This is a genomic window from Pacificimonas sp. ICDLI1SI03 (genome assembly GCF_054740865.1).
Map to the genome: position 1 here is coordinate 139,240 of NZ_JBSQAU010000002.1, position 23,092 is coordinate 162,331.

Sequence of the window (23,092 nt, forward strand, 5' to 3'; positions counted from 1 at the left end):
ATGAAATTCCTGACCGCTACCACCGCCCTCTTGTCCGTGATCATGGCAGTGCCCGCCCTTGCTGCGCCGCTCGACCAGACGCAGGTAGAACGCATCGTCGCCGCCAGCGACCGCACCGACGAAGACCGCACCCTGGACGAAAGCCGTCAGCCAGCGCGCGCGCTTCTTTTCATGCAGGTCGAAGCGGGCGATCGCGTGCTCGATATGTTCAGCGGCGGCGGATATTATGCCGAACTATTGTCGCGCGCCGTGGGGCAGGAAGGCCGGGTGATCGCGCAGAACCCGCCAGGCCCTGCAGCCGGCGAAGAGTTCCAGGAAATGATCGCGGCGCGAGATTTCGGCGGGCGGCTGGCAAATGTCGGCAGCATGAATATCGATTTCATGAATATGCGGCTGGCGCCCTCCAGCATCGATGCGGCGCTGTTTCACCTGACCTATCACGACCTTTACTTCACCAGCGCGGAATTCGGCCTGCCCACCAGCGAGCCACAGGAGGTTTTGGCGGAACTGCACCGGGGCCTGCGTCCTGGCGGCACCGTTACCGTGATCGACCATGTCGGCGCAGGCGACGAACCGCGCGCGGACGTATCGGCCACACACAGAATCCGGCCGGAGGTCGTCAAGAATGACTTCCGGCGGGCAGGCTTCACCTTGGTCGCAGAGGAGACGTGGTTCGATAATCCGGACGATGATTACGACCAGACGGTGTTTGCAGAAGGTTTACGTGGCAAGACCGACCGCTTCGCCCTGCGCTTCGCAAAGGCCGGCGATCCCAATGCCCCCACGGAGGTCGACATGCCGGAACAACAGGTGGCTGAAAATGGCGAAGGAAGCTGTGACGCATCCAAGGTCGAGGACCTTATCGGCAAAGTGCCGGACGAGGAGCTGCGCCAAGGCGCCCTTGCCACCAGTGGCGCCCGGACGTTGCGCCTGCATGACGTCGATCAGCCCGTCACCATGGATTTTCGCGCGGACCGCTTGAACCTGGTGCTCGATCCCGACAGCGGCGCCGTTGTCAGGGTCAGTTGCGGCTAGTCCGGCTGCGGCAGGTGGAGGCGACCAACGAAAATGTCATCGCCCCTCTGCAAGGAATACGTCATTTGCGTGCATCTGCCGCGTCGCGCCGGTGCGGGCGAAGATCAATGTCGCCTTCTTGCGGCGCGCAGCAGCCAGTGGATCGCGTGATGCGGGACGCAGAATCGCCGCATCGAACCGGTCGGCAACGATCAGGCCACAGGCACCCGGCGCAAAACATTCTTCGTCCAGCAGGGACGCATCAAAGCCTGCCGGAATGCCCCAGTAGAATTCGTCGCACCAGGGCAGATAATCCGGCCATTTGGTATCGCCGCGCAGATCAGCGACGCTGACTTTGATTTCAACAATGGCAAAGCGCCCATCCTCACCCAGCGCCATGATGTCGACACGGCGGCCGCCGGGCAGCATCACCTCCGTCAGCATCGAGCGCTTCTGCTGCCAGAACAGGCGCCCGATGCCACGGGCGACGTCTTGCGCGTTCAGCGGCGAATCAAGGAGGGGGGCAGTGGCCATGCTGGTGCGAACATTAGCAGAACATGGCGCGATGTGAAGGGGATAGGCGACCGGCCGACGACCAAACTTACCTATCGGAGGCTTCGCCTATCTGTAAAAGACGTGCTGGCCGATATCCGCCGTCTTCTGGAAACTGCGGCGCCATTTGGGGGCGACATAGGTTGCGTGGAAAAACACCGCTTCGTCGGTCACGTCTTCCCAATTATCGGTGGCTGCAACGACCGCGACGGCTTCCGCACGCAGCCAATTCGCATTCGGACGCGCCGGATAGTCGGGCTTTCCATCGAATGTGAAGCTGAACTGCGAACGCTGGAACACCACGTTGCAGATGCTGCTGGGCCAGCGCGGGTCGGCAACCCGGTTCAGAACCACCTGGGCCACGGCCAATTGCCCTTCCAGGGGCTCGCCACGCGCTTCATTGTAAACGGCACTGGCGAGGCAACGCATTTCCTCGTCCATTTCGGGCAGCCCATATTCCTTTACGTTGGAAACGAGCGTGCCCAGGCTGATATCGTTGATATCGGTCACGGTAACGGTCGGCGTGATGGTGTCGACCGGCATCGAGTAATCCAGATCTTCCGCCTGAAGCGTGAAGGTAACCGGGGCGGCGTCCTTCAACTGAACGCCAGCGGTCTGGAAATCGGTCGGCAGATCAGCCGCCGCAAGCAGCCCAAGGCTGGCAAGGGCCACCGCAATGGCCCGTTTCGATTTTAACATATGATCTTGTCCGTTCAGGACCGGAAGGAACTTACTCTCACCAGCGATGTTCTTATCTGTGCGCTGGGCCGGTCTCGGTGAATTCAGACGCCCCCTGTTTCGGGCGCGGCGATTTGTTGGATACGATACCTGATGAAAGGTTCCGCCGGGGTCAACTGATCCCGGGCAATTCGGCGATGAACCGTGCAGGATCGGCGACGTCCAGTTCGATTATCCATAAATCGGGGTCGTAGCGCCGCTGTTTTTCCAGGGTCTTGGCCAAGTTTTCGCTCGGTTCCTCCTCGTCCGAAACCAGCGCACGCCAGGATGTCGTTCCATCCCCCATATTGCTGCGGGCATAGGCGGATACGGTGCCGCTGCGACCGCGAATCACCAGAATAGCCGCTCCGGCGGTCGGATCGCCTCGGGTCAAAACGGTCGCAAAGTCGCCGTTCGCCTCTAATTGCCGTCGCAGGGCGTCCAGCCATAATTTCGTTGAGAGGCGGTTCAGCTCTCGTCTCGCCAATAGCCGGGCAGATCGGCCAGGGGGATCTTCGAACGCATGAACGTCCCGGTTCCGCGCGCCACCTCCTCACCGTCGGGCGTCAAAAGGGTGCTTTCCCCGACAAAGAGCCGCCGGCGGCCACTGACGAAGCGCCCTTCCGCGACCAGCGGGCCGGCGGGAACCGGCCGCTCCATGTGCAGGTTGAACGCCGTCGTCAGGATGAACACATCCGGGACGAGGGTGTTCACCGCGTAGAAGGCCGCATCGTCAAGCATCTTGAAATAGATGGTGCCATGGGCGGCGCCGGCGGCGTGAAAATGCTGTTCGTTCACTTCGAATTCCAAGCGGGAGCAGCCATCCTCAGGCAAGGTCAGCCGGGACTGGAACATCTCGTTGATCGGCGCGGCAGCATAAAGTCTTTCCAGGCCCGTGCGATGCGCCTCGTTCATGCCGCGTAATTCCTGCTTTTCGCTGCCATCATCGCCAGGACGGCATCCGCGCTGTCGGCGCCGCGCAGCTTTTCCAGAAGTCCCTTGTCGCGCAAGAACCGGCTGATCGCCGCCAGCGCCTTCAGATGATCGGCCCCCGCCCCCTCGGGCGAAATCAGGGCATAGACGATATCGACCGGACGCCGATCCAGCGCATCCAGATCGATCGGTGCGGCAAGCGTCGCGAAGGCAGCCGTTGGCCTCCTGAGGCCCGCGATACGGGCGTGCGGCAGAACCGATCCGCCGCCAAAGGCCGTCGACCCCACCCGCTCCCGCTGCACAAAGGCCTCGGCGATCAGGGATTGCGCGACGCCGCTGTCACGCGCCAGCGGCGCCGCCATCGCCTGCATCAGATCCGGCATGCCGCGCGCGGCAAGGCCCGTCTGCACCCCCTCTCGGCACAGCAGCCCCGCCGGATCAAAGGGGTCGCTCACCTCGGCTCGACCCAGCCCACATGCCCGTCGGAACGGCGATAGACCATCGCCATTTTGCCGCTCTGCGAATTTGTGAACAGCAGCGCTGCGGAATCGCGCAGGTCCATCATCATGACGGCAGTGGACACGCTGGTTTCAGGAATGTCCGACAGCTGCTCTGCAACGATCAGCGGTGCGTCGTCGGATTCGTCCACCTCTTCACGCTCGTCCCGCTGCAGCACGCGATAATCGGCACCGATCTGCGGTGTGGGCGCGCCGCGCCTTTCGCGGTCGGTCAACTTGCGCTTGTAGCGCCGCAACTGCTTCTCGATCTTCTCGGCCGCCGCGTCGAACGCGGCCTGCGCACTGCGATGCGCATGGGCATGGCTCTTCATGACGATGCCCTGCGTCAGCTGCACGATGATCGACGCGTCGAACTCATGTTCGTGCGGGCCGGGGGACAATGTCGCCGTGGCACCGGTCATGCCAACGTCGAACTTCTGTGCCAGGCCGCTCATGCGATCCTCCGCATGAGTGGTCAGGGAGGCTCCGACATCGACCTGATGTCCTGAAACGCGAATATCCATATTGGTCTCCCTACGGGTTGATGGTGTCGGCAAATCGTTGCCAGACGGGGTTCGTCAACGTCCCAACGAAGACCCGGTGCCGTTCCGCCTCCTCTGGCGGCAGAGAAAAAGTGCGTTGCGGCCATTTCCGCTGCGGCGGGGCGGCCACGAAAACCTGCGTACGGGGCGCCTCTGCAACCAGCTCCATGCCGCGCTGCCGCCCACCGCACAGTTCGACATAGACGTCGGCCAAGAGTTCGGAATCGAGAAGCGCACCGTGCTTTATTCGGCGCGAAAGGTCGACGCCGAAGCGATTGCACAGCGCGTCCAGCGTCAATTTCGCGCCCGGCATCTTCATCTTCGCCATTTCCAGCGTATCGACGATGCGGCGCGGTGCCAGTTTCGGTCGGCCAACGCGCACGAGTTCGTGATTTATGAACCGCACGTCGAAGGAGGCATTGTGCGCGACCAGATTTCCTTCGTCGCCGATAAAGGCCAGAAAATCTTCGACAATATCGGCAAAACGCGGCATCCCCTGCAGCCGCTCCATCGTAATCCCATGAATGCGCGCAGCCTCCGCCGGCATGTCGCGCTCAGGATGGATCAGTTGATGAAAGGTGCGCCCCGTCGGGATCAGCCCGTCGAGCTCGATCGCGCCGATTTCAACAATCCGGTGCCCCTCATCGGGGCTGAGACCGGTCGTTTCTGTGTCGAAGACGATTTCACGCATTGGCGGCAATATCGGACGCTGCGGCGTGACAGGCAAGAGGCGATGCGTGCGACGGCCGTGCGCGACCTGCGTTTGCCTAGGCCTGTTTCTATGATAAAGTCGGCCCGCGCCCGCTTTTCCCGGTCCGGCAATTGCGCTGCGCGGATTGCGCGAAACTTCGCCTCCGTCATTCCGGCCCGCTTCAACACCCGCGCCCTCTGAACATGTTCCGGCGCGGATACTGTGATGCTGCCATCCACCTTCTTCCAGCTTTGCCCTTCGAATAACAGCGGAATATCCAATATGACGAAGGTGTCCCGACGATACCGCGCGCGGCGCAGGAAGGCAGCCTGTTCCTCTGCAACCAGCGGGTGCACGATGCGCTCCAGCGTCTTCAGCGCCTCTGGCTTGCCGAACACGGCTTCCCCCAGCGCGGCGCGGTCCAGGCCGGCGACATGCGTGACACCGGGAAATGCCTCCTCAATGGCCGCGAGCGCTCGTCCCCCCGGCCCCTGCAACTTGTGCACTTCCGCGTCCGCATCAAAGACGGCGATGCCCAGATCGGCAAACATGGAGGCGACGGTCGATTTTCCCATGCCGATCGAACCGGTCAGACCGATGATCTTCATGATGTCAGTAGCGCCCGCAGCTCATCCTCTTTCCCGGACGGCGGCTCCGAATGAAAGAAGATGCGAAATGCCGCCATTGCCTGTCCGATCAGCATCCCCAGCCCATCGATCGTGCGCAATCCCCGCTCCCTCGCCTGCGCCAGCAGGGCCGTCTCAAGCGGTGCATAAACGATATCATAGACAATGCCGTCGCGGGGCATGGACGACAGATCGATGCCAAGCGGCGGCGCACCGGCCATGCCCAATGTCGACGTATTGACCAGCAGATCGACATCCGGACACAGCGCCTCCAGCGTGGCCGTGCGTGCGTCGATCCCCAGATCGTCGATGATCCTTTTCGCCCGTTCCGGTGTGCGATTATAGACCGTGATGCCCGCGGGCCGGCATTTTCCCAGCGCGTAAAGAACCGCTCGCGCCGCGCCGCCAGCGCCAATTACTCCCACATTCTTTCCGGTCAGGTCGACATGCTGCAACGGCCGCATGAACCCCTCTGCATCGGTATTGTGACCTGTGATTCCCCCATCGGTGTCGCTTTGACTCTTTGCGAGCGTATTGGCGGCACCGATCGCACCCACATCACCGGTTGAACCGTCAATATATTCCAGCACCGCGCTCTTGTGCGGAACGGTGACATTGCAGCCGCGCCAGGCCGGATCTCGACGCCGGTCCGCAAAATAGTCAGGCAGGTCCGCCGTCGGCACGTGGGTGGCACGATAGTCCGCATCGATTCCCAATTGCCGCAGCCAGAATTGATGCATCAGCGGCGATTTGGAATGGGCGATCGGATCGCCGATCACTTCGGCATAGGGACGGTTCATGCCGGTATTTCGCCGCGCGTCCGCAGATAATCCAGAAGGGGCAGCAGCGGCAGACCACGGATTGTAAACTGGTCGCCCTCAATGCGACTGAACAACTGAACGCCCCTCTCCTCGATCCGGTATCCGCCGACGCCCCACAGCAGCGTCTCTCCCTCTGCGGCCAGATAGCTGTCCAGCCATTCCTCGCTGAACATGCGCACGTGCAGCCTGGCGGTATCGACATGCCGCCAGATCGCCCTGCCCCCTTCTGCGATGACGAGGGCGGAAATCAGGCGGTGCGACCCTCCGCGCAACCGCATCAGCTGGCGACGCAATTCCGCCATGTCCGCCGCCTTGTCGAAGGTCGTGCCATCGTCCAGTGCAAGCATCTGATCGCCGCCCAGAACAAGCGCCTCTGGATGACGACGGCTGATCTTGACCGCCTTTGCCTCCGCCAGCGCATCGGCGATGGCGCGCCCGGTTGCCCCTTCCCCCTTCAACGCCGCCTTCAGCTCGTCCTCATCCACACCGGGCGCGACGGCGTCACACGATATGCCGGCCGCATCGAGCAGCGTGCGGCGCGATGCGCTGGTGGATGCCAGGATCAGGGTCACGAATGACTCTCGCCCTCTGCCTCGTGCATCAGATTGATGACCGCCGCCGCCGTTTCCTCGATGGCCTTTCGCGTAACGTCGATGACGGGCCAGCCCTGATCGGCGAACATGCGGCGCGCCTTCAAGACTTCCGCCTTCACCCGTTCATTATCGACATAGGTGGTATCGGGCGTCTGCGCGAGGCTGAGCAGCCTGTTGCGCCTGACCTCGACCAGGCGTTGCGGCGTCGTCGTCAGTCCGACGATGAAGGGACGGGTCAGTTCGAACAGTCTGGGCGGCGGTTCCCGTGTCGGCACCAGCGGCAGGTTCGCGGTCTTATACCCCTTATTGGCGAGATAGATGGATGTCGGCGTTTTCGACGTGCGCGAGACCCCCACCAGCAGGATATCGGCCTCGTTCCAGTTTTCCGACGCCTGCCCATCATCGTGCGCCATGGTATAATTGATCGCCTCGACACGGGCGAAATAGGCGTCGTCCAGGCGATGCTGGCGGCCCGGCTTGGCGGTCGCCGATTTCCCCAGCATCAGGCCCAGCCCGGTAACGACGCTGTCTATGGCGCTGACCGCGGGCAGGCCGAGCGCGCCGCAGCGGGCCTCCAGATGATCACGCACCTCGCCCGTCGCCAAGGTGAACAGCACGAGGCCGGGATTTTCGGCGATATCGTCTATGACGCGGTCCAGATGGCCCTTCGACCTCACCAGCGGCCAGAAATGCTTGACGGCATCGACGCCCTCGAACCGTGCCAGGCTGGCGCGGGCGACGCTTTCCAGCGTTTCGCCGGTGGAATCTGACACCAGATGTATGTGGATGCGGGTTGCCATAATGCCTCATCCATAGGCGGGGATGAAGCTGTGGAAAAGTCCACCTGCGAATCGCGGGTGAAAGCGGGGATGATCGGCCCGCTCGATTCAATTCGAATTTCACCAAGGATTCGTCCACAGATCGTACCCCGGTACAGATACGCCCCCTACAGGTTGGGGAAACGACAATGGGACTCGTCGCAAACCGGCGAGTCGCGCGTCATTCGCTTCTGTTGGCAAAACTGTGGATAGGCGGTTAAGCCCCATTCACCACAGCCATCACTATCATCACTAATTCTTTAAAAGATAAAGGAAGAGAAGGGGCCGAATGGAAACCCGCTCGGAAAAGCCGATCCTTGCCGTCCTGGCGGGGGAAAGGCGCGATCCGCCGCCCGTCTGGTTCATGCGTCAGGCAGGCCGCTATCTGCCGGAATATCGCGAACTGCGCGCGGATCGAGGCGGCTTTCTCGATCTGGTTTATGATGCTGATGCCGCTGCCGAAGTGACGCTGCAGCCGTTGCGCCGCTATGGCTTTGACGCGGCGATCCTGTTTTCAGACATCCTGATCGTGCCCCACGCCATGGGCCAGCACCTGCAATTCCTTGCTGGTGAAGGGCCGGATTTGTCGCCACGCCTTGCCGAGGTCGCGCTGGAAACACTCAGCCCGGTGCCGCATCGGCTCGATGGCATTTACCGCACCGTTGCAAAGGTGAAGGCGGATCTGCCCACCGGGGCGACGCTGATCGGCTTTGCGGGCAGCCCGTGGACGGTCGCGACCTATATGGTGAACGGCTCAGGGTCGAAGGAACAGGCGGCGGCGCGCACCATGGCCTATGCGGAGCCGCAGCGGTTTCAGGCTCTGATCGACGCGATTTCTGCGATGACCGTAGATTATCTGTGTGGGCAGGTCGCTGCCGGGGCAGAGGTGCTGCAGCTTTTCGACAGCTGGTCTGGCAGTCTTGCGCCCGATGAATTCGACCACTGGTGTGTGCGGCCCACCCGCGAAATCGTCGATCAGGTGCGCGCTCGTTGCCCCGGCATTCCCATCATCGGCTTTCCCAAGGGTGCGGGCGGAAAACTGGCGCATTATGCGCGCGAAACGCAGGTCGATGCGATCGGCCTCGACGAAAGCGTCGATCCCTTTTGGGCCGATCAGGTTCTGCCCGGAAATCTGCCGGTGCAGGGAAATCTGGATCCCATGGTCCTGCTGACCGGCGGCTCAAGGCTGGATGGGGCGGTCGCCCGCATTCGCACCGCCCTTGCCGGACGCCCCCATATCTTCAATCTTGGCCATGGCATCTCAAAGGAAACGCCGCTAGCTCATGTCGATCAGGCGCTACGGGCAATCCGGGCGAAGGGGGCGGCACAATGACGGGATTTCTGGGTGGCGCCTATTTATGGGTGAAGGCCGCGCATCTGATCTTCGTGATCTTCTGGCTTGCCTCCATGTTCATGCTGCCCCGCTATCTCGTTTACTTGCACGGCGATCCGCAGTCCGCGGCCAAATGGGCGCCCAGAATCGCCACCTTGCGAAAGATCATCATGACGCCGGCCATGCTGATGGTGTGGGTGCTGGGAATCGCGCTGGCGCTTCACATCGGTCTTGCAGGGCAGGGCTGGCTGCATGCAAAGCTGCTGATCGTTTTTCTGTTCACCGGCTTTCACGGCTGGCTGGTCGGTTTGTCGCGTAAGATGCTGTCTGGTAAGCGCCCGGTTTCGGAGAGGGGGTTGCGTCTTTTGAACGAGATCCCCAGCCTTGTTGTCATCCTCGTGGTCATACTGGCCGTGGTAAAACCGTTCTGAAGTCCTGAAACCGTATTAACGAAGTAGGAGTGCTGCCCCATCGAAACCGGAACCATTGTCTCGCTGGGCCTCTATTTCGCGCTGATGCTGGGCATTGGCGTCTATAGCTGGTTGAAAACCGACAACGATGTTTCGGGATATATGTTGGGGGGCCGGCAATTGGGGCCGGCCGTCACAGCCCTTTCTGCGGGCGCGTCCGACATGTCGGGCTGGATGCTTCTGGGCCTGCCGGGCGCGATGTATGTATCGGGGCTCAGTTCCGGCTGGATCGCCATCGGGCTTCTGACGGGCGCGCTGCTCAATTATCTGCTCGTGGCGCCGCGCCTGCGCGTCTATACGGAAAAGGCGCGGGATGCGATCACGATCCCGGATTATTTCGAGAAGCGCTTCGAGGATAATTCGCGCATTCTGCGTCTTGTTTCCGCAGTGGTCATCATCGTCTTTTTCACGCTCTACACCGCGTCGGGCGTCACGGCGGGCGGAAAATTGTTCGAAAGCGCCTTTGGCGCCGATTACAGCTTCGGCCTGTGGATCACCGCCGGGGTGGTGGTCGCCTATACGCTGTTCGGCGGCTTCATGGCGGTGTCGATCACCGATTTCGTACAGGGCTGCATCATGTTCGTCGCGCTGATCATGGTGCCGATCATCGCGTTCACCTCTCTCGGCAGCAGCGGTCTGACGACGGAACTGAATGCCATCGATCCGGGGCTGCTGGACTGGTTCGGCGGCGGCATCGGCCTGGTGGCAATTATTTCCGCGGCCAGCTGGGGACTCGGTTATTTCGGTCAGCCGCACATCATCGTTCGTTTCATGGCAATCCGCTCTGTCCGTGACATTCCCGCCGCGCGCAATATCGGCATGAGCTGGATGCTGGTCACCATCATCGGTGCCTGCGCCACCGGCCTGATCGGCCTCGCTTATGCCAGCAGCCATGGGATCGAGATCGAGGATCCGGAAACGATCTTCATCGTCCTGTCGCAAATATTGTTTCATCCGGTCATCGGCGGTTTCCTGCTGGCGGCGATCTTGGCCGCGATCATGTCGACGATCTCGTCGCAATTGCTGGTCGCCTCCAGTTCGCTGACCGAGGATATTTATGCGCTGCTATTCCGGCGTAATGCCTCCGACCTGGAACTGGTCCTGATCGGTCGCGCGGCGGTGATCCTCGTGGCGCTTGTCGCCATTGGCCTTGCCTATGATCGCACCTCTAACGTCCTGACGCTGGTATCGAATGCCTGGGCCGGATTCGGTGCCGCCTTCGGGCCGTTGGTGCTACTCAGCCTGTGGTGGAAACGCATGACGCGGGCGGGCGCGCTTGCCGGCATGGTGGTCGGTGCCGCAGTTGTCCTGTTCTGGGTCTATGGCGGCGCGACGATGGGCGGCGAACCCTTGAGCGATGTGATGTACGAAATCGTTCCCGGCTTCATCGCCTCCCTGATTGTGACCGTCGCGGTCAGCCTCGCGACAGCCGCGCCCCGGCGGGAAATCGTCGCGACCTTTGAAGAGATGCAGCGCGGCCTGTCAGAATAGGCGGCACGCCAGCCTGCGCCGCCTGCCTGCGCCGGATGTGCACACTGGCTGCGAACATGGGGGGAGCCCGCTTGACGGTTCCCTTCTTCGCGCCTATTTTCCGCCGAGTCCTCGCTGTTCTGCGAGCGTTTCCTCTTCCGGTCAGTGCCCTTTCCTGTGGCCGTGCGTCCGCACCCAACTGACCCCTTCCCCCGAAAGACCGAGCCATGGCCGTATTGCATCTGCAGGACCTGAAAGACAAAGCCCCCGCCGACCTCGTGGCGATGGCAGAGGAATATGGCGTCGAAAACGCGTCCACGCTGCGTAAGCAGGACCTCTATTTTGGGATTTTGAAGGCTGAGGCAGAGGACGGCAATGAAGTCCTCGGCGCCGGCACGATCGAGGTGCTGCCCGACGGGTTCGGCTTCATGCGCTCGCCAGAGGCGAACTATCTCGCCGGGCCGGACGATATTTATGTTGCGCCTGCGCTGGTCCGCAAATTCTCGCTGCGCACCGGCGACACGGTGGACGGCGAAATCCGCGCGCCGCAGGATGGCGAACGCTATTTCGCGCTGACCAAGGTGTCGAAGATCAATTTCGATGAGCCGGACATGGTTCGCACGCGCGTCAATTTCGACAATCTGACGCCGCTTTATCCGGATCAGAAGCTGAACCTCGACATTTCCGACCCCACCGTGAAGGACAAGTCCAGCCGCGTCATCGACGTCATCGCGCCGCAGGGCAAAGGCCAGCGTTCGCTGATCGTCGCGCCGCCGCGCACGGGTAAGACCGTCCTGCTGCAGAACATCGCCCGCGCCATTACAGAAAACCACCCCGAGGTTTTCCTGATCGTGCTGCTGATCGACGAGCGGCCAGAGGAAGTCACCGACATGCAGCGCAGCGTGCGCGGCGAAGTCGTCGCCTCCACCTTCGATGAGCCGCCGTCCCGCCACGTACAGGTCGCCGACATGGTGATCGAAAAGGCGAAGCGTCTGGTCGAGCACAAGAAGGATGTGGTCATCCTGCTCGATTCCATCACCCGCCTCGGCCGCGCCTACAACACCGTCGTTCCGTCGTCGGGCAAGGTGCTGACCGGCGGCGTCGACGCCAATGCGCTGCAGCGTCCGAAGCGCTTCTTCGGCGCGGCGCGTAACATTGAGGAGGGCGGTTCGCTTTCCATCATCGCGACGGCCCTGATCGACACGGGATCGCGCATGGACGAGGTCATCTTCGAAGAGTTCAAGGGCACCGGCAACTCCGAGATCGTTCTTGATCGCAAGGTTTCCGACAAGCGCATCTTCCCGGCAATGGACGTCGGCAAGTCGGGCACCCGCAAGGAGGAGATTCTGGTCGAAAAGGACGTGCTGGCGAAAATGTACGTCCTGCGTCGTATCCTCATGCAGATGGGCACGGTCGACGCGATGGAATTCCTTCTCGACAAAATGAAGGATTCGAAGTCCAACGCGGATTTCTTCTCTTCGATGAACCAGTAAAGAGGCCCGGTCATGGACCTGTCGATTCTCTTATTTCTCAGCGTGCAGGAACTCGGCGGCCCCGCCCAGATCTGGGCGGCGATCCTGAAGGATTTTTCCAATATCGGCAGCCCTAGCGCGCTGGCGGCCTTCGGTCAGGTGTTGATGATCGACATCGTCCTGGCGGGCGACAATGCCATCGTTGTCGGTGCCCTGGCAGCCGGCCTTCCTGCAGCGGAGCGCAAGAAGGTGATCGCCATCGGTGTCCTGGCGGCGCTGGTCCTGCGCATCATCTTCGCGCTGATGGTGACCTGGCTGTTGGGCATTGTCGGTCTGATCTTCGCCGGCGGCGTATTGCTGCTGTGGGTGGCGTGGCGCATGTGGCGCGAAGTGCGGGCAGAGGCCAATGCCGGCTCGCCAGAGATCGAGGGCGATGAACATTCCGGCCTGAAACCGGCGAAAAGCTTCGCGGCTGCCGCCTGGGCCGTCGCTTTGGCCGACGTGTCGATGAGCCTCGACAATGTGCTCGCCGTTGCGGGCGCGGCCCGCGATCACCCCGGCATCCTGATCGTGGGACTGATCCTGTCGGTCGCCTTGATGGGCATCGCCGCGAATGTGATCGCCAAATATATCGAGCGCTATCGCTGGATCGCCTATGTCGGCCTGGTCGTCATTCTCTATGTCGCGGGCAAGATGATCTATGACGGCATCGTCGATCCAGAGGTCGGCCTGATGACACTGTCCTTCTTGGGTTAATCGAGGCAGCGGCTGGGGATGCGCTAGAACCGCGTTCCCAGCCGTAGCGCCACGCCCACATCCGCTGGCGCATTGGCCAGATGGCCGGGCTGGCTGCGGTAAAAGGCGTTGGCCTGCAAATAGCCTGCGGACAACGGCATCTGGTAGGCGCTTTCCACCGTGACTTCGCGGCCCGACGGCATCAGTTCGACCTGCCTTTGCGACATGATCGGCCTTGCCGCAGTATAATCATATGCGGTCGGCAGGGTCAGCGTGAGCGCACCCCCCTCTATCCGCAGAGGCTGGCCGATGCGCAGGCCCACGCGATCGCCCGGGCGGAACGCATTTTCCCGCGCAACGTCGAAGGCCATCGCACTACTGGCGACCCGCTCGGCGGCTGTCGCCAGTCCGCCATTCAGTTTCAGCGCAGTCCCACCCCGTTTCAGATCGAGGCCCAACGACCATTGATCGCCAAGCCGGGCATAAGCGGAGACGGTGACGAAATCGCTGTGCGCGCCGCCAATACCCAGAAGATCGGAGCCGCGCGACCCGAGGAAGGTTCCCGCCTCCTGCAATTGTTCGAATCCGGCGGACACGGTCACTGGCCCGATGCTGCGCGACGCCTGCACGGCAAGGCGCGTCGCTGCGTCCTCCTCGCCCGGCGTTTCCGCCGCCAGCGAATAGGCGCGCCCCGCAGCAAAGCCGAGGGTCCATGCCCCGAACCGCTGCGCCACCGCTGCGGCGTCGCGGCTGACGATGCCATCGTCGCCCAGCCGCTGATCGCCGCTGAGCCAGGACATGCCAGCGCCTTCGCCGGGAATGCCGATGTCGAGCAAGGCGGCGGGGGAATAGCCGAAGCCGAGAACGGTGGTCGTGTCCCGGGCCGGATTGCCGGCGACGAAGCCGGACAGGGGCACGCCGCCATTCCCGCCGCGCGCATCGAGTCCGCGAGCCTCCAGGCTTGAGGCGTAGGCGTTCCGGTTGCCACCTGACAGCGCCAGCGACAGCGCCGCCGGGCCGATTCCCGCGCTGCCAAAGCGACGGTCCGCCAATAAGGGGCCGACCAGCTTGCCAGGTGCACTGCGGGCCGCGACGTGGCCGCCCATGTCCGTCGTATAGGCACGGCCATAACGGTCCAGAACAACGACATCGCCGATGCTGTCCACCAATTTTCCGGCATCGCCCGCCGCGCCCCCGACGGTGGCGATGGGGTCGGTGTCCGCCAGAATCACGGGCGAACCGGCAAGGCGGGTTGGCCCTTGCGGCGCAAAGGCGGCGCCGATGTCGACCGCGCCGCCACCGAAAACGCCATCCACGCCCGAATCGCCTAGGTCGCGTGCGCTGCCCCGCAGAATGTCGATTGCGTCGTCGGCAGTCAGATTTGGGAAGGCCGAGAAAAGCAGCGCCAGCGCCCCCGCCACCCCAGGCGCCGCATAAGAGGTGCCGCTGTAAAGAAACGGATCGCCGTTTTCGTTAAAGCTGCGCACGCGCACACCGAGAGCGGACAGATAGACATTCCCCGCATCCCCGGCCGCATTGGTGAAATCCGCGGGCTGGTCATCCTGATCGATGGCGCCTGCGATGATGACGCGGCCGTTTGCCGCCGAATCGAGCGCCACCAGCGCCATGGGGTCAGGCCGGGCGTTCGAATCATTTCCCGCCGAAATGACGATCACCATTCCTGCCCGCGTTGCCCGGTCGATGGCGTTTCTCAGAACGGTCTGAGCGGCGCTGCCGCCCAGCGAGATGTTGGTCACCTTCGCGCCTGCAATCCGCGCCGCATCGACACTTTCGGCGATCTGGCGGTCGGGGAAGCCGCAGCCATCATCGTCGCCGCAACTTGTCTCGTCACTCGCTTTAAGTGCCTGTATCGTTGCTCGCGGCGCTATTCCCTGCATGCCATCGCGGTCATTGTCGGCGGCAGCGGCAATGACGGCGGCCACCGACGTGCCGTGCCCATCGGTATCCTTTAATGAGCCGGGTTCACCGATAACGGCGCTTGCACCGCTGATCCTGCCCGCGAACTGCGCCGAATCCGTGTCGATGCCGGTATCGATGACCGCCACCGTCACCCCCTCGCCAAAGGCGCCCGCCTGATATGCGGTCAGTGCGTCCATCGACGTGGCGGCGTTCGAGCGGCGATATTCGGCGCTGTCCAGATTGGGCGCTGCAGGGGCGGGCGTGGGTGTGGGCGCAGGTGTCGGCGTAGAGGCCGGGGGCGGCGGTAATGACGTCTGCGGCGGGGGCGCGGCGCCGGAGGAGCCGCCGCCACAGGCACCCAGCGCGAGCGCTGCTGCACTGCCCAGCAAAAGCGCGCCTGTGCGGTTGAAGGTCATACACAAACCATCCCACTGACGAAAAAGACGTTTCCGGACCGCTACCGCAAAAAGGGTGTCGAATTGCTGAATGGCCGTTGCGGGCGCGGATCGGGAACACCTAAGCGGTGGCGCATGGATCTATCGCATATCGACACCTGGCTCTTCGACATGGACAATACGCTCTATCCCGCGAGCGCCGACCTGTTCCGCCACATCGACGAGCGCATGGGCGCCTTCATCGCAGAGGAGCTTGGCGTCGACCGTGTCGAGGCCCGGCGCGTGCAGAAGCAGTTCTTTCACGCCCACGGCACGACGCTGCGCGGCCTGATGGACGAACACGGCGTGGAGCCGCGCCGTTTCCTGGACTTCGTGCACGATATCGAGATGGACGCCCTGGCAGAGGATCCGCGCGTTTCCGAAGGGATCGCGGCGCTCCCTGGCCGCAAATTCGTCTTCACCAATGGCGATGTCGCCTATGCCGAGCGGGTGTTGCAGCGCCTGGGACTTGCAGGCCTGTTCGAGGCGATTCACGATATTCACGCGATGGATTACCGGCCAAAGCCGGAACCGCAGGTCTATGCCGCCATGTGCGAGGCCCTGTCCATCGCCCCGGAACGCAGCGTATTCGTCGAGGATATGGCGCGTAACCTTGTGCCTGCGAAGGCGCTCGGTATGACCACCGTCTGGATAGACAATGGCAGCGAATCGGGCGGCTATCAGGCCGATATGGATGCGGTGGACCTGGTCATCACCGATCTTGGCGAATGGCTGTCGACACTGACGAAGGATGTTTGAATGAGCTTGGAAACCACCATCGATGCGGCATGGGATGCGCGCGACACGCTGGGCGTCGACACGAAGGGCGAGGTACGCGATGCCGTCGATCAGGCGCTGGCGGGCCTTGATGCTGGCACGTTACGCGTCGCGGAAAAGATCGAGGGCGAGTGGCAGGTTCACCAATGGCTGAAAAAGGCCGTTCTGCTGTCGTTCCGCCTGAATGACAATCATCTGATGACGGGCACTGACAGTCTGGGCAATGCCTTTGACAAGGTGCCGTCCAAATTCGCCAATTGGGACGAGGCAGCGTTTCGCGCGGCGGGTTTCCGTGCCGTACCGGGCGCCATCGTGCGCCGGGGCGCGCACATCGCCCGCAATGTGGTCCTGATGCCCAGCTTCACCAATATCGGCGCCTATGTCGGCGAAGGGACCATGGTGGATACCTGGGGATCCGTCGGCAGCTGCGCGCAGGTGGGAAAGAACTGTCACATCAGCGCCGGCACCGGCATTGGTGGCGTACTGGAGCCGCTGCAGGCGAACCCCACCATCATCGAGGATAATTGCTTCATCGGCGCGCGGTCGGAGGTCGTCGAGGGCGTCATCGTCGGAGAGGGCAGTGTCCTCGCCATGGGCGTTTTCATTACCGGCTCGACGAAGATCGTCGACCGCACGACGGGCGAGACGTTCCGCGGCCATGTTCCGCCCTACAGCGTGGTTGTCCCCGGCACCCTGCCCGATCCGAAGGGCGGCCCCAGCCTGGCCTGCGCGGTCATCGTGAAGCGCGTCGACGCGCAGACCCGCTCGAAAACCAGCGTCAACGAACTGCTGCGGGACTAGGGCCGATTTCCACGCCACTCTCTCTTGCGCAGGACCTGATACGCTGCGCCAGCGTGACACCTGTCGATGCGGGCGCGCAGGACGTGCTCGCCAGCGCGCTGCAGGCGGCAGGCTTCACGGTCTGGCGGCATGTCTGGGGGGAGGCGCCGGACGGGCCGGTGCACAATCTGTTCGCCCGGCGCGGCGATTCCGGTCCGCATTTTGCCTTTGCCGGCCATACCGACGTCGTGCCGACAGGCGATCTCTCGCAATGGGATTGCGATCCCTTCGCGGCAGAGGTGAAGGACGGCATGCTGGTTGGGCGCGGCGCGTCCGACATGAAATCCGCTATCGCCGCATTCGCCGCCGCCGCCGCCGATGTGCAGCCGCAGACCGGCTCCATCAGCCTGATCATCACGGGCGATGAAGAGGGGCCGGCGACCTATGGCACGAAGCGGCTGCTGCAGTGGATGGAGGCAGAGGGGCATGTTCCCGATCATTGCCTGGTCGGAGAGCCAACGAGCCGCGCGGCTCTGGGCGACATGGTGAAGATCGGACGCCGCGGCTCGGTAAATGCATGGGTTCGTGTAAATGGTGCGCAGGGGCATGTCGCCTATCCGCACATGGCCGAAAATCCGATCACGCATCTGGTGGAGATACTCTCCCGCCTGCAGACGGCGACGCTGGATGAGGGCAATGACTGGTTCCAGCCGTCCAATTTGGAAGTGACCGAGATCCTGGCCCCGAACCCGGCGCACAATATCATCCCCGCCTATGCGGAGGCGCGCCTGAACATCCGTTTCAACGATAGCCATTCGGGGCGCGATCTCGCGCTCTGGATCGAGGAGACGGCCAGGGGCGTGACTGAGCGCGCCGAAGTCGAGGCGATCATTTCAGGCGAATCCTTTTTGACGCCGCCGGGCGAGTTCTCCACGCTGATCGCCGATTCCATCGAGGCCGAGACCGGCGTGCAACCGACGCTTTCCACCAGCGGCGGCACGTCGGACGCCCGGTTCATTCGCCGCCTGTGCCCCGTGGTCGAATTCGGTCTGGTCGGCGCGTCCATGCACAAGGTTGGGGAACATGTCGCCGTGGCGGACATCGACCGTCTGTCGGCGATCTATCGCCGTATCCTCTCCGGCTATTTTTCGCCGGAAGCGTCCGCCCGCTAAGCTGCGATTTTGCAGTCGGTGGGCCGCGCTGCGACACGCGTCACCTCGTGCTGCCCTTTTGCGCCTGCCCGGTTGGCGGCCTCTGCGCGCCCCTCTTCGCTGGCAGGTGGTGCACCCGTCAGCCGTTGGCGCAGCCCGTCATATGTCGACAAATGACGGCGCCGGAACGCCTCGTATCTTTCGATAGCTTCGCCGAGCGGCCCCGCGTCCGTGACCAGCGGTTGCTCGGCCCGCGCCAGCCGTACGTCGAGCGGCGCGCTGCGGCCATAGACCGCCTCAAGGCGCGACAGCTCGATTTGGGCAGCGCCCCATAGCGTTGAGGAGGGGGACGCGCTTTGCGCGCTCTCCACTGCCGCTTCCGCCGACGCGGCCTGCCGATCCCAATCGGCTATGATTCGGCCCAGTTCACTATCCAGCTCTGCCAGTTCCGCATCCGAAATCGGCATGTCGGCCGCCATTACCGGGGGGGTGTACAGCGGTTCCGTCACCTCCGGGGCCGGCACAGCCGCATCCGCGCGGAGATTGCACGGTCCGGGCGCGATTCGTTCGCCCGGGCGATGCGCCAGGCTGGGCCATGCGCCGCCATTGCCGGGCGCCATGCAGGCCGACCCCAGCAGGGCCAATAGAGGACAGAGATAATGTGCGACGCCCATGCCGACGTCATTTGCCGTTCCGCGATGCTGCGGGCAAGCCCGGCCGCATTGTGCATGGCTTTCACCGCATGGCTTCTGCGGGCTTGATCGCATTCGCACCTGCCCGTAAGGGACGCGGCTTCACCTAGATGCGCGCCCGTAGCTCAGCTGGATAGAGTACCTGACTACGAATCAGGGGGTCGGAGGTTCGAATCCTTCCGGGCGCGCCAAACATCCCACAGACGAATATGAGACGCCGGTTCGGCATGAGGCAACCGCATCTCATTGGCGCTGCCTGTGAAATCCCGTCTGAACCCGTCGGCTATGTTCTTGGGGCCCTGCCCCCGTTCTTGACTCTCGTCATCATTCATCATCATGTATTAACCACAAGCGGTCTCTGATGAGGGGCGGGGAAGTTGGGCGGCCTATCACGCTTCGACAGCCTGAATGACTTCGCCGATCTTATCGGCCTGTTTTACGACGCCGCTCTGGATGCCGGTTTATGGCAGGGATTGTCGGGCAGGATTGCAGAGGCGGTCGGGGCGACCAGCGCCGTTTTGAAGGTGCACGAACCCGGCGGCGCGGTCGCGCTTCTGGAAATCACCGAAAACATGGTCGTTGCCGATGATCTGCAGGATTGGGCCACGCACTGGCATAGTCGCGATCTTTGGGTGCAGCGATCCATCTCGCATGGTCTTTCGCGCATTGTCACGGATGCAGAGCTGGTTTCGGACGAGGAACGCCGCACGACCGAATTCTACGGGGAATGGCTGCGTCATCTCGATATTCATCACATGATCGGCGCGGCCTTCCCGGCGGGCGGGACGGCCATCGGCGTTCTCGGCATCCACCGGCCGCAAGGCGCCTCGCCTTTCGATCGGGAGGATCGGCGCAGGGTGGGCCTGTTGCTGCCGCACCTGCAACGCGCCCTGCAATTGGGGCGCCACATGACACACCTGTCGCACGCGGAAAGCATCGCCCTTGAAAGCCTGGATGCCGTCGACATGGGCGTGATGATCGTCGCGGCAGGCGCACAAGTGGTGCACGCGAACGGCGTTGCCGAGGCTATGCTGGCCCGCAGCACTGAATTGGTTTGCCGCAATGGCCGGATGGCGGCGCGCGATGCGCCGCTACAGTCGCGGCTCAGCGCGGTCCTGCAGGCTGCCCTCGCCACCGCCGCAGGCGATCCGCAGGGGGCCGAGGGGCTGATCCGCATAGACCGGCCGGATCGTTCTTCATGGACCCTGTCCGCCACGCCTTTGCGGCCGCGAACGCCCGCTCTGTTCTGGAAGCGTCCATTGGCGCTGGTCCTGATGCGCGATCCGGAATTTCCGCCCTATCGCATCGACGCACTGCGCATGTTGTTCAATTTCACCCGGATGGAGGCGGTGGTCGCCGCGCATCTGGTCGCGGGTGGCGCACCCGTGGATATTGCGCGCAGCCTGCACATCGGCCTTGGCACGGTGCGAACCCATCTGAAGCAGATTCTGCTGAAAACCGGCACGTCGCGTCAGGCGGAAGCGGTTCTGGTCGTCAGCCGCAGCGTCGCCGCCAGTCAAATTTCCTGAATCTCTCCTGTTTGGGAGAGGCATGCGTCGATCCGTTTCGCTTAGTTAACCGTGTTTCCATCGGCGGCGTTCCGCATGATCCGTGCGGGAATGCCTTGTCCATTGCGGAGGAGCGACCATGCGGGGAAAGATCATTCATTATAGCGGCGCGGACGGCCAGGGCATCATCATGGCCGGCGGCCAGCAATACGCGTTCACTATCGGCTCCTGGCAGGCAGAATGCGTTCCGACACCCGGAAATACCGTCGATATTGCCGTCGATGACGGAACGGTGACCGGCGTCTCCCTCGTTTCCGACGACATCCTGCGAAAGGAAAAGACCGCCGAGCTGGGCAGCCGCCTCGGTTCCGCATTGGGGAATGTCGATCTTTCCGCGCTGCAAGGCAGCGGAGGGGAGGCGATCGTCGCCCGCTATGGAAAAGTGCTTCTGGGCGCCTACGCGTTATTCGTGATCGGTTCGCTGGCGTTCAATGCGGTATCGGTGTCCTTCATGGGCAATGGCATGGGGAAGTCGCTGTTCGGCGTTACCTCGCTTCTGTCTGAATTGGGCGGGGATGGGGGTGGCAGCATCAAGATGATGTTGATTCTGGCGTATCTGGGGTGCGCGCTGCCATTATTATGGCCGGACCGCCGCGCCTGGCTGGCATTGCTGCTGCCTCTCCTGGCGACACTGTGGGCAATCTTCGCCGTTCTCAGCATCGTCGATTCCATGGGGGGTGGCATGATGGGTGACATGTCGGACCTGATCAGCATCAATTTTGGATTTTATCTGTCGCTGCTGGCCGCACTCGTTCTGGCCGCAGGCGGCGCCAGGCGCTTCCTCGCCGCGACGAAATCCTGAGGGCGCCGGACCATGCTCTACTTACGACCGGCGCAGGGTCAGGGCGCACTTTCGGCCATGATCGTGCTGCTTGCAGCGCTGCTGTTGGAGCGACCTGTGTCGGCCCTGCCGCTGACCAGTCTGAAGGGCCAGGGGCTCGAATCGATCTACGGCTCCTATGCTCCCGGTGGCGACTGCACCCGAGAGCCGCGCATCAAGATCGATGAGGACGGCTTTACCTTCCGGGTCGGCGAAAGCACCGTCAGCGGCAAGCCGTTCGAACGCGCGCTGACATTCATGGGCCCCAGCTATGATGGCATCAGCGCGGTATTCTTTCCCTTCCCCGCCAGCGACAGCAATTTCGGGCCCCTGGTGATGATCGTCAATGACGAGGAAACGCCGGGGTTGATACGCGTCGATTCGAATCTGGCGCCGGGGCAAAGACTGGATCCCCTTTATGCCGCGTTGAACGAGGCCTCTCCCTTCATGCTGTGCGAGGGAAGCGCCCCCGCACCTGTGACGCCCGCCCCGCCTGTGCCCGCCGCGGAAACGCAGGCTACCAGGAACGTGCCGGTGAACTGGGCGTCTCTACCGGATCATGTCGGCGAATATGACATGCACATAGGCTCAGGAGAGGTCGGGTCCGAAATCAGCGCGCTGCTCGGCACGAAGATGGAGGCACTGCTCCGCAATATCTCTGCCGTCAGCCCCCTGCGCAGGCAGGGATCGATCTATTATTTGTCGGGCGATGCGCCGCATCAGGGCGGCATGGAGCAGGCCTATATCTTGTTGGACGCAGACAGGCGCGCCGTTCAGGTTGGCCTGTGGGAACGCGGAAAGCTGACGGTCTATTCCAGCAAAAGCGACCGTATCCCGCCCCCGCCAGAGATTCGACTGCTTTTGGCCAGCAGTCCGCCCGAAGACGCCCTGGCTGCACCGGGGACACCGTGGGAGATCGTGCCGGTTCAGAACCGGCCGCCCATCGCCTATGTAGAGGCTGCCGCATCGCCCAACATCAAATCGCTCAGCCTGTTTTGCGAAGGCCCCCGGCCCATGATGGCGATGCTGCTGAACAAGCCTTTTCAGCAGCCGTCGATGAAGATGACATGGAACTTCGCCGGCAGGCTGGTTCACGTCCCCCTCGTCCGCGCCAATAGAGAGGGCACCTTCTGGCAGGGCAGTCTTGATGGCTCCACCCTGATAGGAACAATGCTGGCACACTCAGGATCTGCCTATCTGCGCGTCGATAACCGGCTGGAGGGAGAGGCCCTGCTGACGGGCGCCGACATTGCCCTGCGCACGGCGCTGAGGCCCTGTCAGAGGCTGTGATCGTCGGCTGAGGGGCCGATGAACCCCTATTTTCCACCAAAATGCGCACGGGGTTCCGCCACAGCCCATTCTACGACCGGATCGCGCCATTTCGGCGGTGATTCGGCACCACGTCATAAAATATATCATTGTTTCGCGGCTGTAATTGCCGCGTTTTGTGTGAAAATCCGCCTTTTCGGTTCCACTCGCCGTGGACCCTGCTCCATTCACCGAAAGCCGATTTCGTTTCCCCGGAACCTGCCTAGTTACCCGTTCTGGGCGGGGGCTCGGAATTTAGCATTGTTTAACCGGCGCCATTTATGGGGGCGCGACCGGCTAGCAGATTCCGGCCTTGCTCAATCTGAAAATTCTGTAAGAGCGTGGGTGAAAAATGGCA

At 62.7% G+C, this 23,092-nt stretch carries 24 protein-coding genes, 1 tRNA gene and 1 pseudogene; 13 read left to right on the forward strand and 13 right to left on the reverse strand.

What is annotated here, in order from left to right:
* A complete protein-coding gene (locus ACSMXM_RS12675; protein WP_460316661.1) occupies positions 1 to 1,035 on the forward strand; it encodes an I78 family peptidase inhibitor in 1,035 nt (344 codons plus the stop codon).
* A gap of 36 nt (positions 1,036 to 1,071) precedes the next feature.
* Here the strand turns inward: ACSMXM_RS12675 and ACSMXM_RS12680 are convergent, their stop codons facing one another.
* From ACSMXM_RS12680 to ACSMXM_RS12730, 11 genes and pseudogenes are all read right to left on the reverse strand, one after another.
* Complete coding sequence (locus ACSMXM_RS12680; RefSeq protein WP_460316663.1) at positions 1,072 to 1,548, reverse strand: MmcB family DNA repair protein; 477 nt, start codon at positions 1,546 to 1,548, stop codon at positions 1,072 to 1,074.
* A gap of 87 nt (positions 1,549 to 1,635) precedes the next feature.
* A complete protein-coding gene (locus tag ACSMXM_RS12685) occupies positions 1,636 to 2,265 on the reverse strand; it encodes a cell wall hydrolase (protein WP_460316664.1) in 630 nt (209 codons plus the stop codon).
* 151 nt (positions 2,266 to 2,416) lie between these two features.
* Entirely contained in the window at positions 2,417 to 2,770 is a 354-nt protein-coding gene (locus ACSMXM_RS12690; RefSeq protein ID WP_460316665.1) for a DUF1491 family protein, read from the reverse strand.
* Positions 2,752 to 3,198, reverse strand: coding sequence for a PaaI family thioesterase (locus ACSMXM_RS12695; RefSeq protein ID WP_460316667.1), 447 nt, complete (start codon positions 3,196 to 3,198; stop codon positions 2,752 to 2,754). The genes ACSMXM_RS12690 and ACSMXM_RS12695 overlap by 19 nt, the downstream gene beginning before the upstream one ends.
* On the reverse strand, positions 3,195 to 3,671 hold the full coding sequence (locus tag ACSMXM_RS12700; protein WP_460316669.1) for a PTS sugar transporter subunit IIA: 477 nt from the start codon (positions 3,669 to 3,671) through the stop codon (positions 3,195 to 3,197). Before ACSMXM_RS12700 ends, ACSMXM_RS12695 begins: the two co-directional genes overlap by 4 nt.
* Complete coding sequence (gene hpf / locus ACSMXM_RS12705) at positions 3,668 to 4,237, reverse strand: ribosome hibernation-promoting factor, HPF/YfiA family (RefSeq protein ID WP_460316671.1); 570 nt, start codon at positions 4,235 to 4,237, stop codon at positions 3,668 to 3,670. The genes ACSMXM_RS12700 and hpf overlap by 4 nt, the downstream gene beginning before the upstream one ends.
* Before the next feature lie 10 nt (positions 4,238 to 4,247).
* Positions 4,248 to 4,946 carry a DNA polymerase III subunit epsilon gene (dnaQ, locus tag ACSMXM_RS12710; protein ID WP_460317598.1) on the reverse strand — a complete coding sequence of 233 codons (699 nt, stop codon included), beginning with the start codon at positions 4,944 to 4,946 and terminating at the stop codon, positions 4,248 to 4,250.
* A gap of 11 nt (positions 4,947 to 4,957) precedes the next feature.
* Positions 4,958 to 5,554, reverse strand: a pseudogene (coaE, locus tag ACSMXM_RS12715) (dephospho-CoA kinase); the annotation flags it as partial.
* Positions 5,551 to 6,372 (reverse strand): shikimate dehydrogenase, encoded by an 822-nt coding sequence (aroE, locus tag ACSMXM_RS12720; protein ID WP_460316672.1) that lies wholly within the window; start codon positions 6,370 to 6,372, stop codon positions 5,551 to 5,553. The gene aroE and the pseudogene coaE, both read right to left, overlap by 4 nt.
* Positions 6,369 to 6,965, reverse strand: a complete 597-nt coding sequence (locus tag ACSMXM_RS12725; RefSeq protein ID WP_460316674.1) for a Maf family protein — start codon at positions 6,963 to 6,965, stop codon at positions 6,369 to 6,371. The genes aroE and ACSMXM_RS12725 overlap by 4 nt, the downstream gene beginning before the upstream one ends.
* The gene (locus ACSMXM_RS12730) at positions 6,962 to 7,786 is read right to left on the reverse strand and encodes a pyruvate, water dikinase regulatory protein (protein ID WP_460316675.1); all 825 of its coding nucleotides are present in this window, start codon (positions 7,784 to 7,786) and stop codon (positions 6,962 to 6,964) included. The genes ACSMXM_RS12725 and ACSMXM_RS12730 overlap by 4 nt, the downstream gene beginning before the upstream one ends.
* A 307-nt stretch (positions 7,787 to 8,093) precedes the next feature.
* Between ACSMXM_RS12730 and hemE the strand changes: the two genes are divergently transcribed.
* From hemE to ACSMXM_RS12755, 5 genes are all read left to right on the forward strand, one after another.
* Positions 8,094 to 9,137 (forward strand): uroporphyrinogen decarboxylase, encoded by a 1,044-nt coding sequence (gene hemE / locus ACSMXM_RS12735; RefSeq protein WP_460316676.1) that lies wholly within the window; start codon positions 8,094 to 8,096, stop codon positions 9,135 to 9,137.
* Positions 9,134 to 9,568 (forward strand): CopD family protein, encoded by a 435-nt coding sequence (locus ACSMXM_RS12740; RefSeq protein WP_460316677.1) that lies wholly within the window; start codon positions 9,134 to 9,136, stop codon positions 9,566 to 9,568. Before hemE ends, ACSMXM_RS12740 begins: the two co-directional genes overlap by 4 nt.
* 63 nt (positions 9,569 to 9,631) lie before the next feature.
* Positions 9,632 to 11,098 (forward strand): sodium/proline symporter PutP, encoded by a 1,467-nt coding sequence (gene putP / locus ACSMXM_RS12745; protein ID WP_460317599.1) that lies wholly within the window; start codon positions 9,632 to 9,634, stop codon positions 11,096 to 11,098.
* A gap of 215 nt (positions 11,099 to 11,313) precedes the next feature.
* On the forward strand, positions 11,314 to 12,570 hold the full coding sequence (rho, locus tag ACSMXM_RS12750) for a transcription termination factor Rho (protein ID WP_460317600.1): 1,257 nt from the start codon (positions 11,314 to 11,316) through the stop codon (positions 12,568 to 12,570).
* A gap of 12 nt (positions 12,571 to 12,582) precedes the next feature.
* On the forward strand, positions 12,583 to 13,305 hold the full coding sequence (locus ACSMXM_RS12755; RefSeq protein ID WP_460316678.1) for a YjbE family putative metal transport protein: 723 nt from the start codon (positions 12,583 to 12,585) through the stop codon (positions 13,303 to 13,305).
* Positions 13,306 to 13,328: 23 nt separating this feature from the next.
* Here ACSMXM_RS12755 and ACSMXM_RS12760 read toward each other — a convergent pair whose 3' ends face one another.
* Positions 13,329 to 15,620 carry a S8 family peptidase gene (locus ACSMXM_RS12760; protein ID WP_460316679.1) on the reverse strand — a complete coding sequence of 764 codons (2,292 nt, stop codon included), beginning with the start codon at positions 15,618 to 15,620 and terminating at the stop codon, positions 13,329 to 13,331.
* Between the two features lie 114 nt (positions 15,621 to 15,734).
* Here ACSMXM_RS12760 and ACSMXM_RS12765 point away from each other — a divergent pair, with 114 nt between their 5' ends.
* From ACSMXM_RS12765 to dapE, 3 genes are read left to right on the forward strand one after another with little or no spacing between them, the layout of a single operon-like run.
* Positions 15,735 to 16,397 carry a pyrimidine 5'-nucleotidase gene (locus tag ACSMXM_RS12765; RefSeq protein ID WP_460316681.1) on the forward strand — a complete coding sequence of 221 codons (663 nt, stop codon included), beginning with the start codon at positions 15,735 to 15,737 and terminating at the stop codon, positions 16,395 to 16,397.
* Positions 16,398 to 17,216 (forward strand): 2,3,4,5-tetrahydropyridine-2,6-dicarboxylate N-succinyltransferase, encoded by an 819-nt coding sequence (gene dapD / locus ACSMXM_RS12770; protein WP_460316683.1) that lies wholly within the window; start codon positions 16,398 to 16,400, stop codon positions 17,214 to 17,216.
* Between the two features lie 5 nt (positions 17,217 to 17,221).
* Positions 17,222 to 18,367 (forward strand): succinyl-diaminopimelate desuccinylase, encoded by a 1,146-nt coding sequence (dapE, locus tag ACSMXM_RS12775; RefSeq protein ID WP_460317601.1) that lies wholly within the window; start codon positions 17,222 to 17,224, stop codon positions 18,365 to 18,367.
* On the opposite strand, the gene ACSMXM_RS12780 is transcribed toward dapE, so the two are convergent.
* Positions 18,364 to 19,020 carry a hypothetical protein gene (locus tag ACSMXM_RS12780; RefSeq protein WP_460316685.1) on the reverse strand — a complete coding sequence of 219 codons (657 nt, stop codon included), beginning with the start codon at positions 19,018 to 19,020 and terminating at the stop codon, positions 18,364 to 18,366. The genes dapE and ACSMXM_RS12780 overlap by 4 nt on opposite strands.
* A 132-nt stretch (positions 19,021 to 19,152) precedes the next feature.
* On the opposite strand from ACSMXM_RS12780, the gene ACSMXM_RS12785 reads away from it, so the two are divergent.
* The 4 genes from ACSMXM_RS12785 (at position 19,153) to ACSMXM_RS12800 (ending at position 22,716) form a co-directional block, all read left to right on the forward strand.
* Positions 19,153 to 19,229 (forward strand) — tRNA-Arg (locus ACSMXM_RS12785).
* Positions 19,230 to 19,415: 186 nt separating this feature from the next.
* A complete protein-coding gene (locus ACSMXM_RS12790; RefSeq protein ID WP_460316687.1) occupies positions 19,416 to 20,567 on the forward strand; it encodes a helix-turn-helix transcriptional regulator in 1,152 nt (383 codons plus the stop codon).
* 118 nt (positions 20,568 to 20,685) lie between these two features.
* Positions 20,686 to 21,408 (forward strand): hypothetical protein, encoded by a 723-nt coding sequence (locus tag ACSMXM_RS12795; RefSeq protein WP_460316689.1) that lies wholly within the window; start codon positions 20,686 to 20,688, stop codon positions 21,406 to 21,408.
* 12 nt (positions 21,409 to 21,420) lie between these two features.
* Positions 21,421 to 22,716, forward strand: a complete 1,296-nt coding sequence (locus ACSMXM_RS12800; protein ID WP_460316691.1) for a hypothetical protein — start codon at positions 21,421 to 21,423, stop codon at positions 22,714 to 22,716.
* Positions 22,717 to 23,092 lie beyond the last annotated feature (376 nt).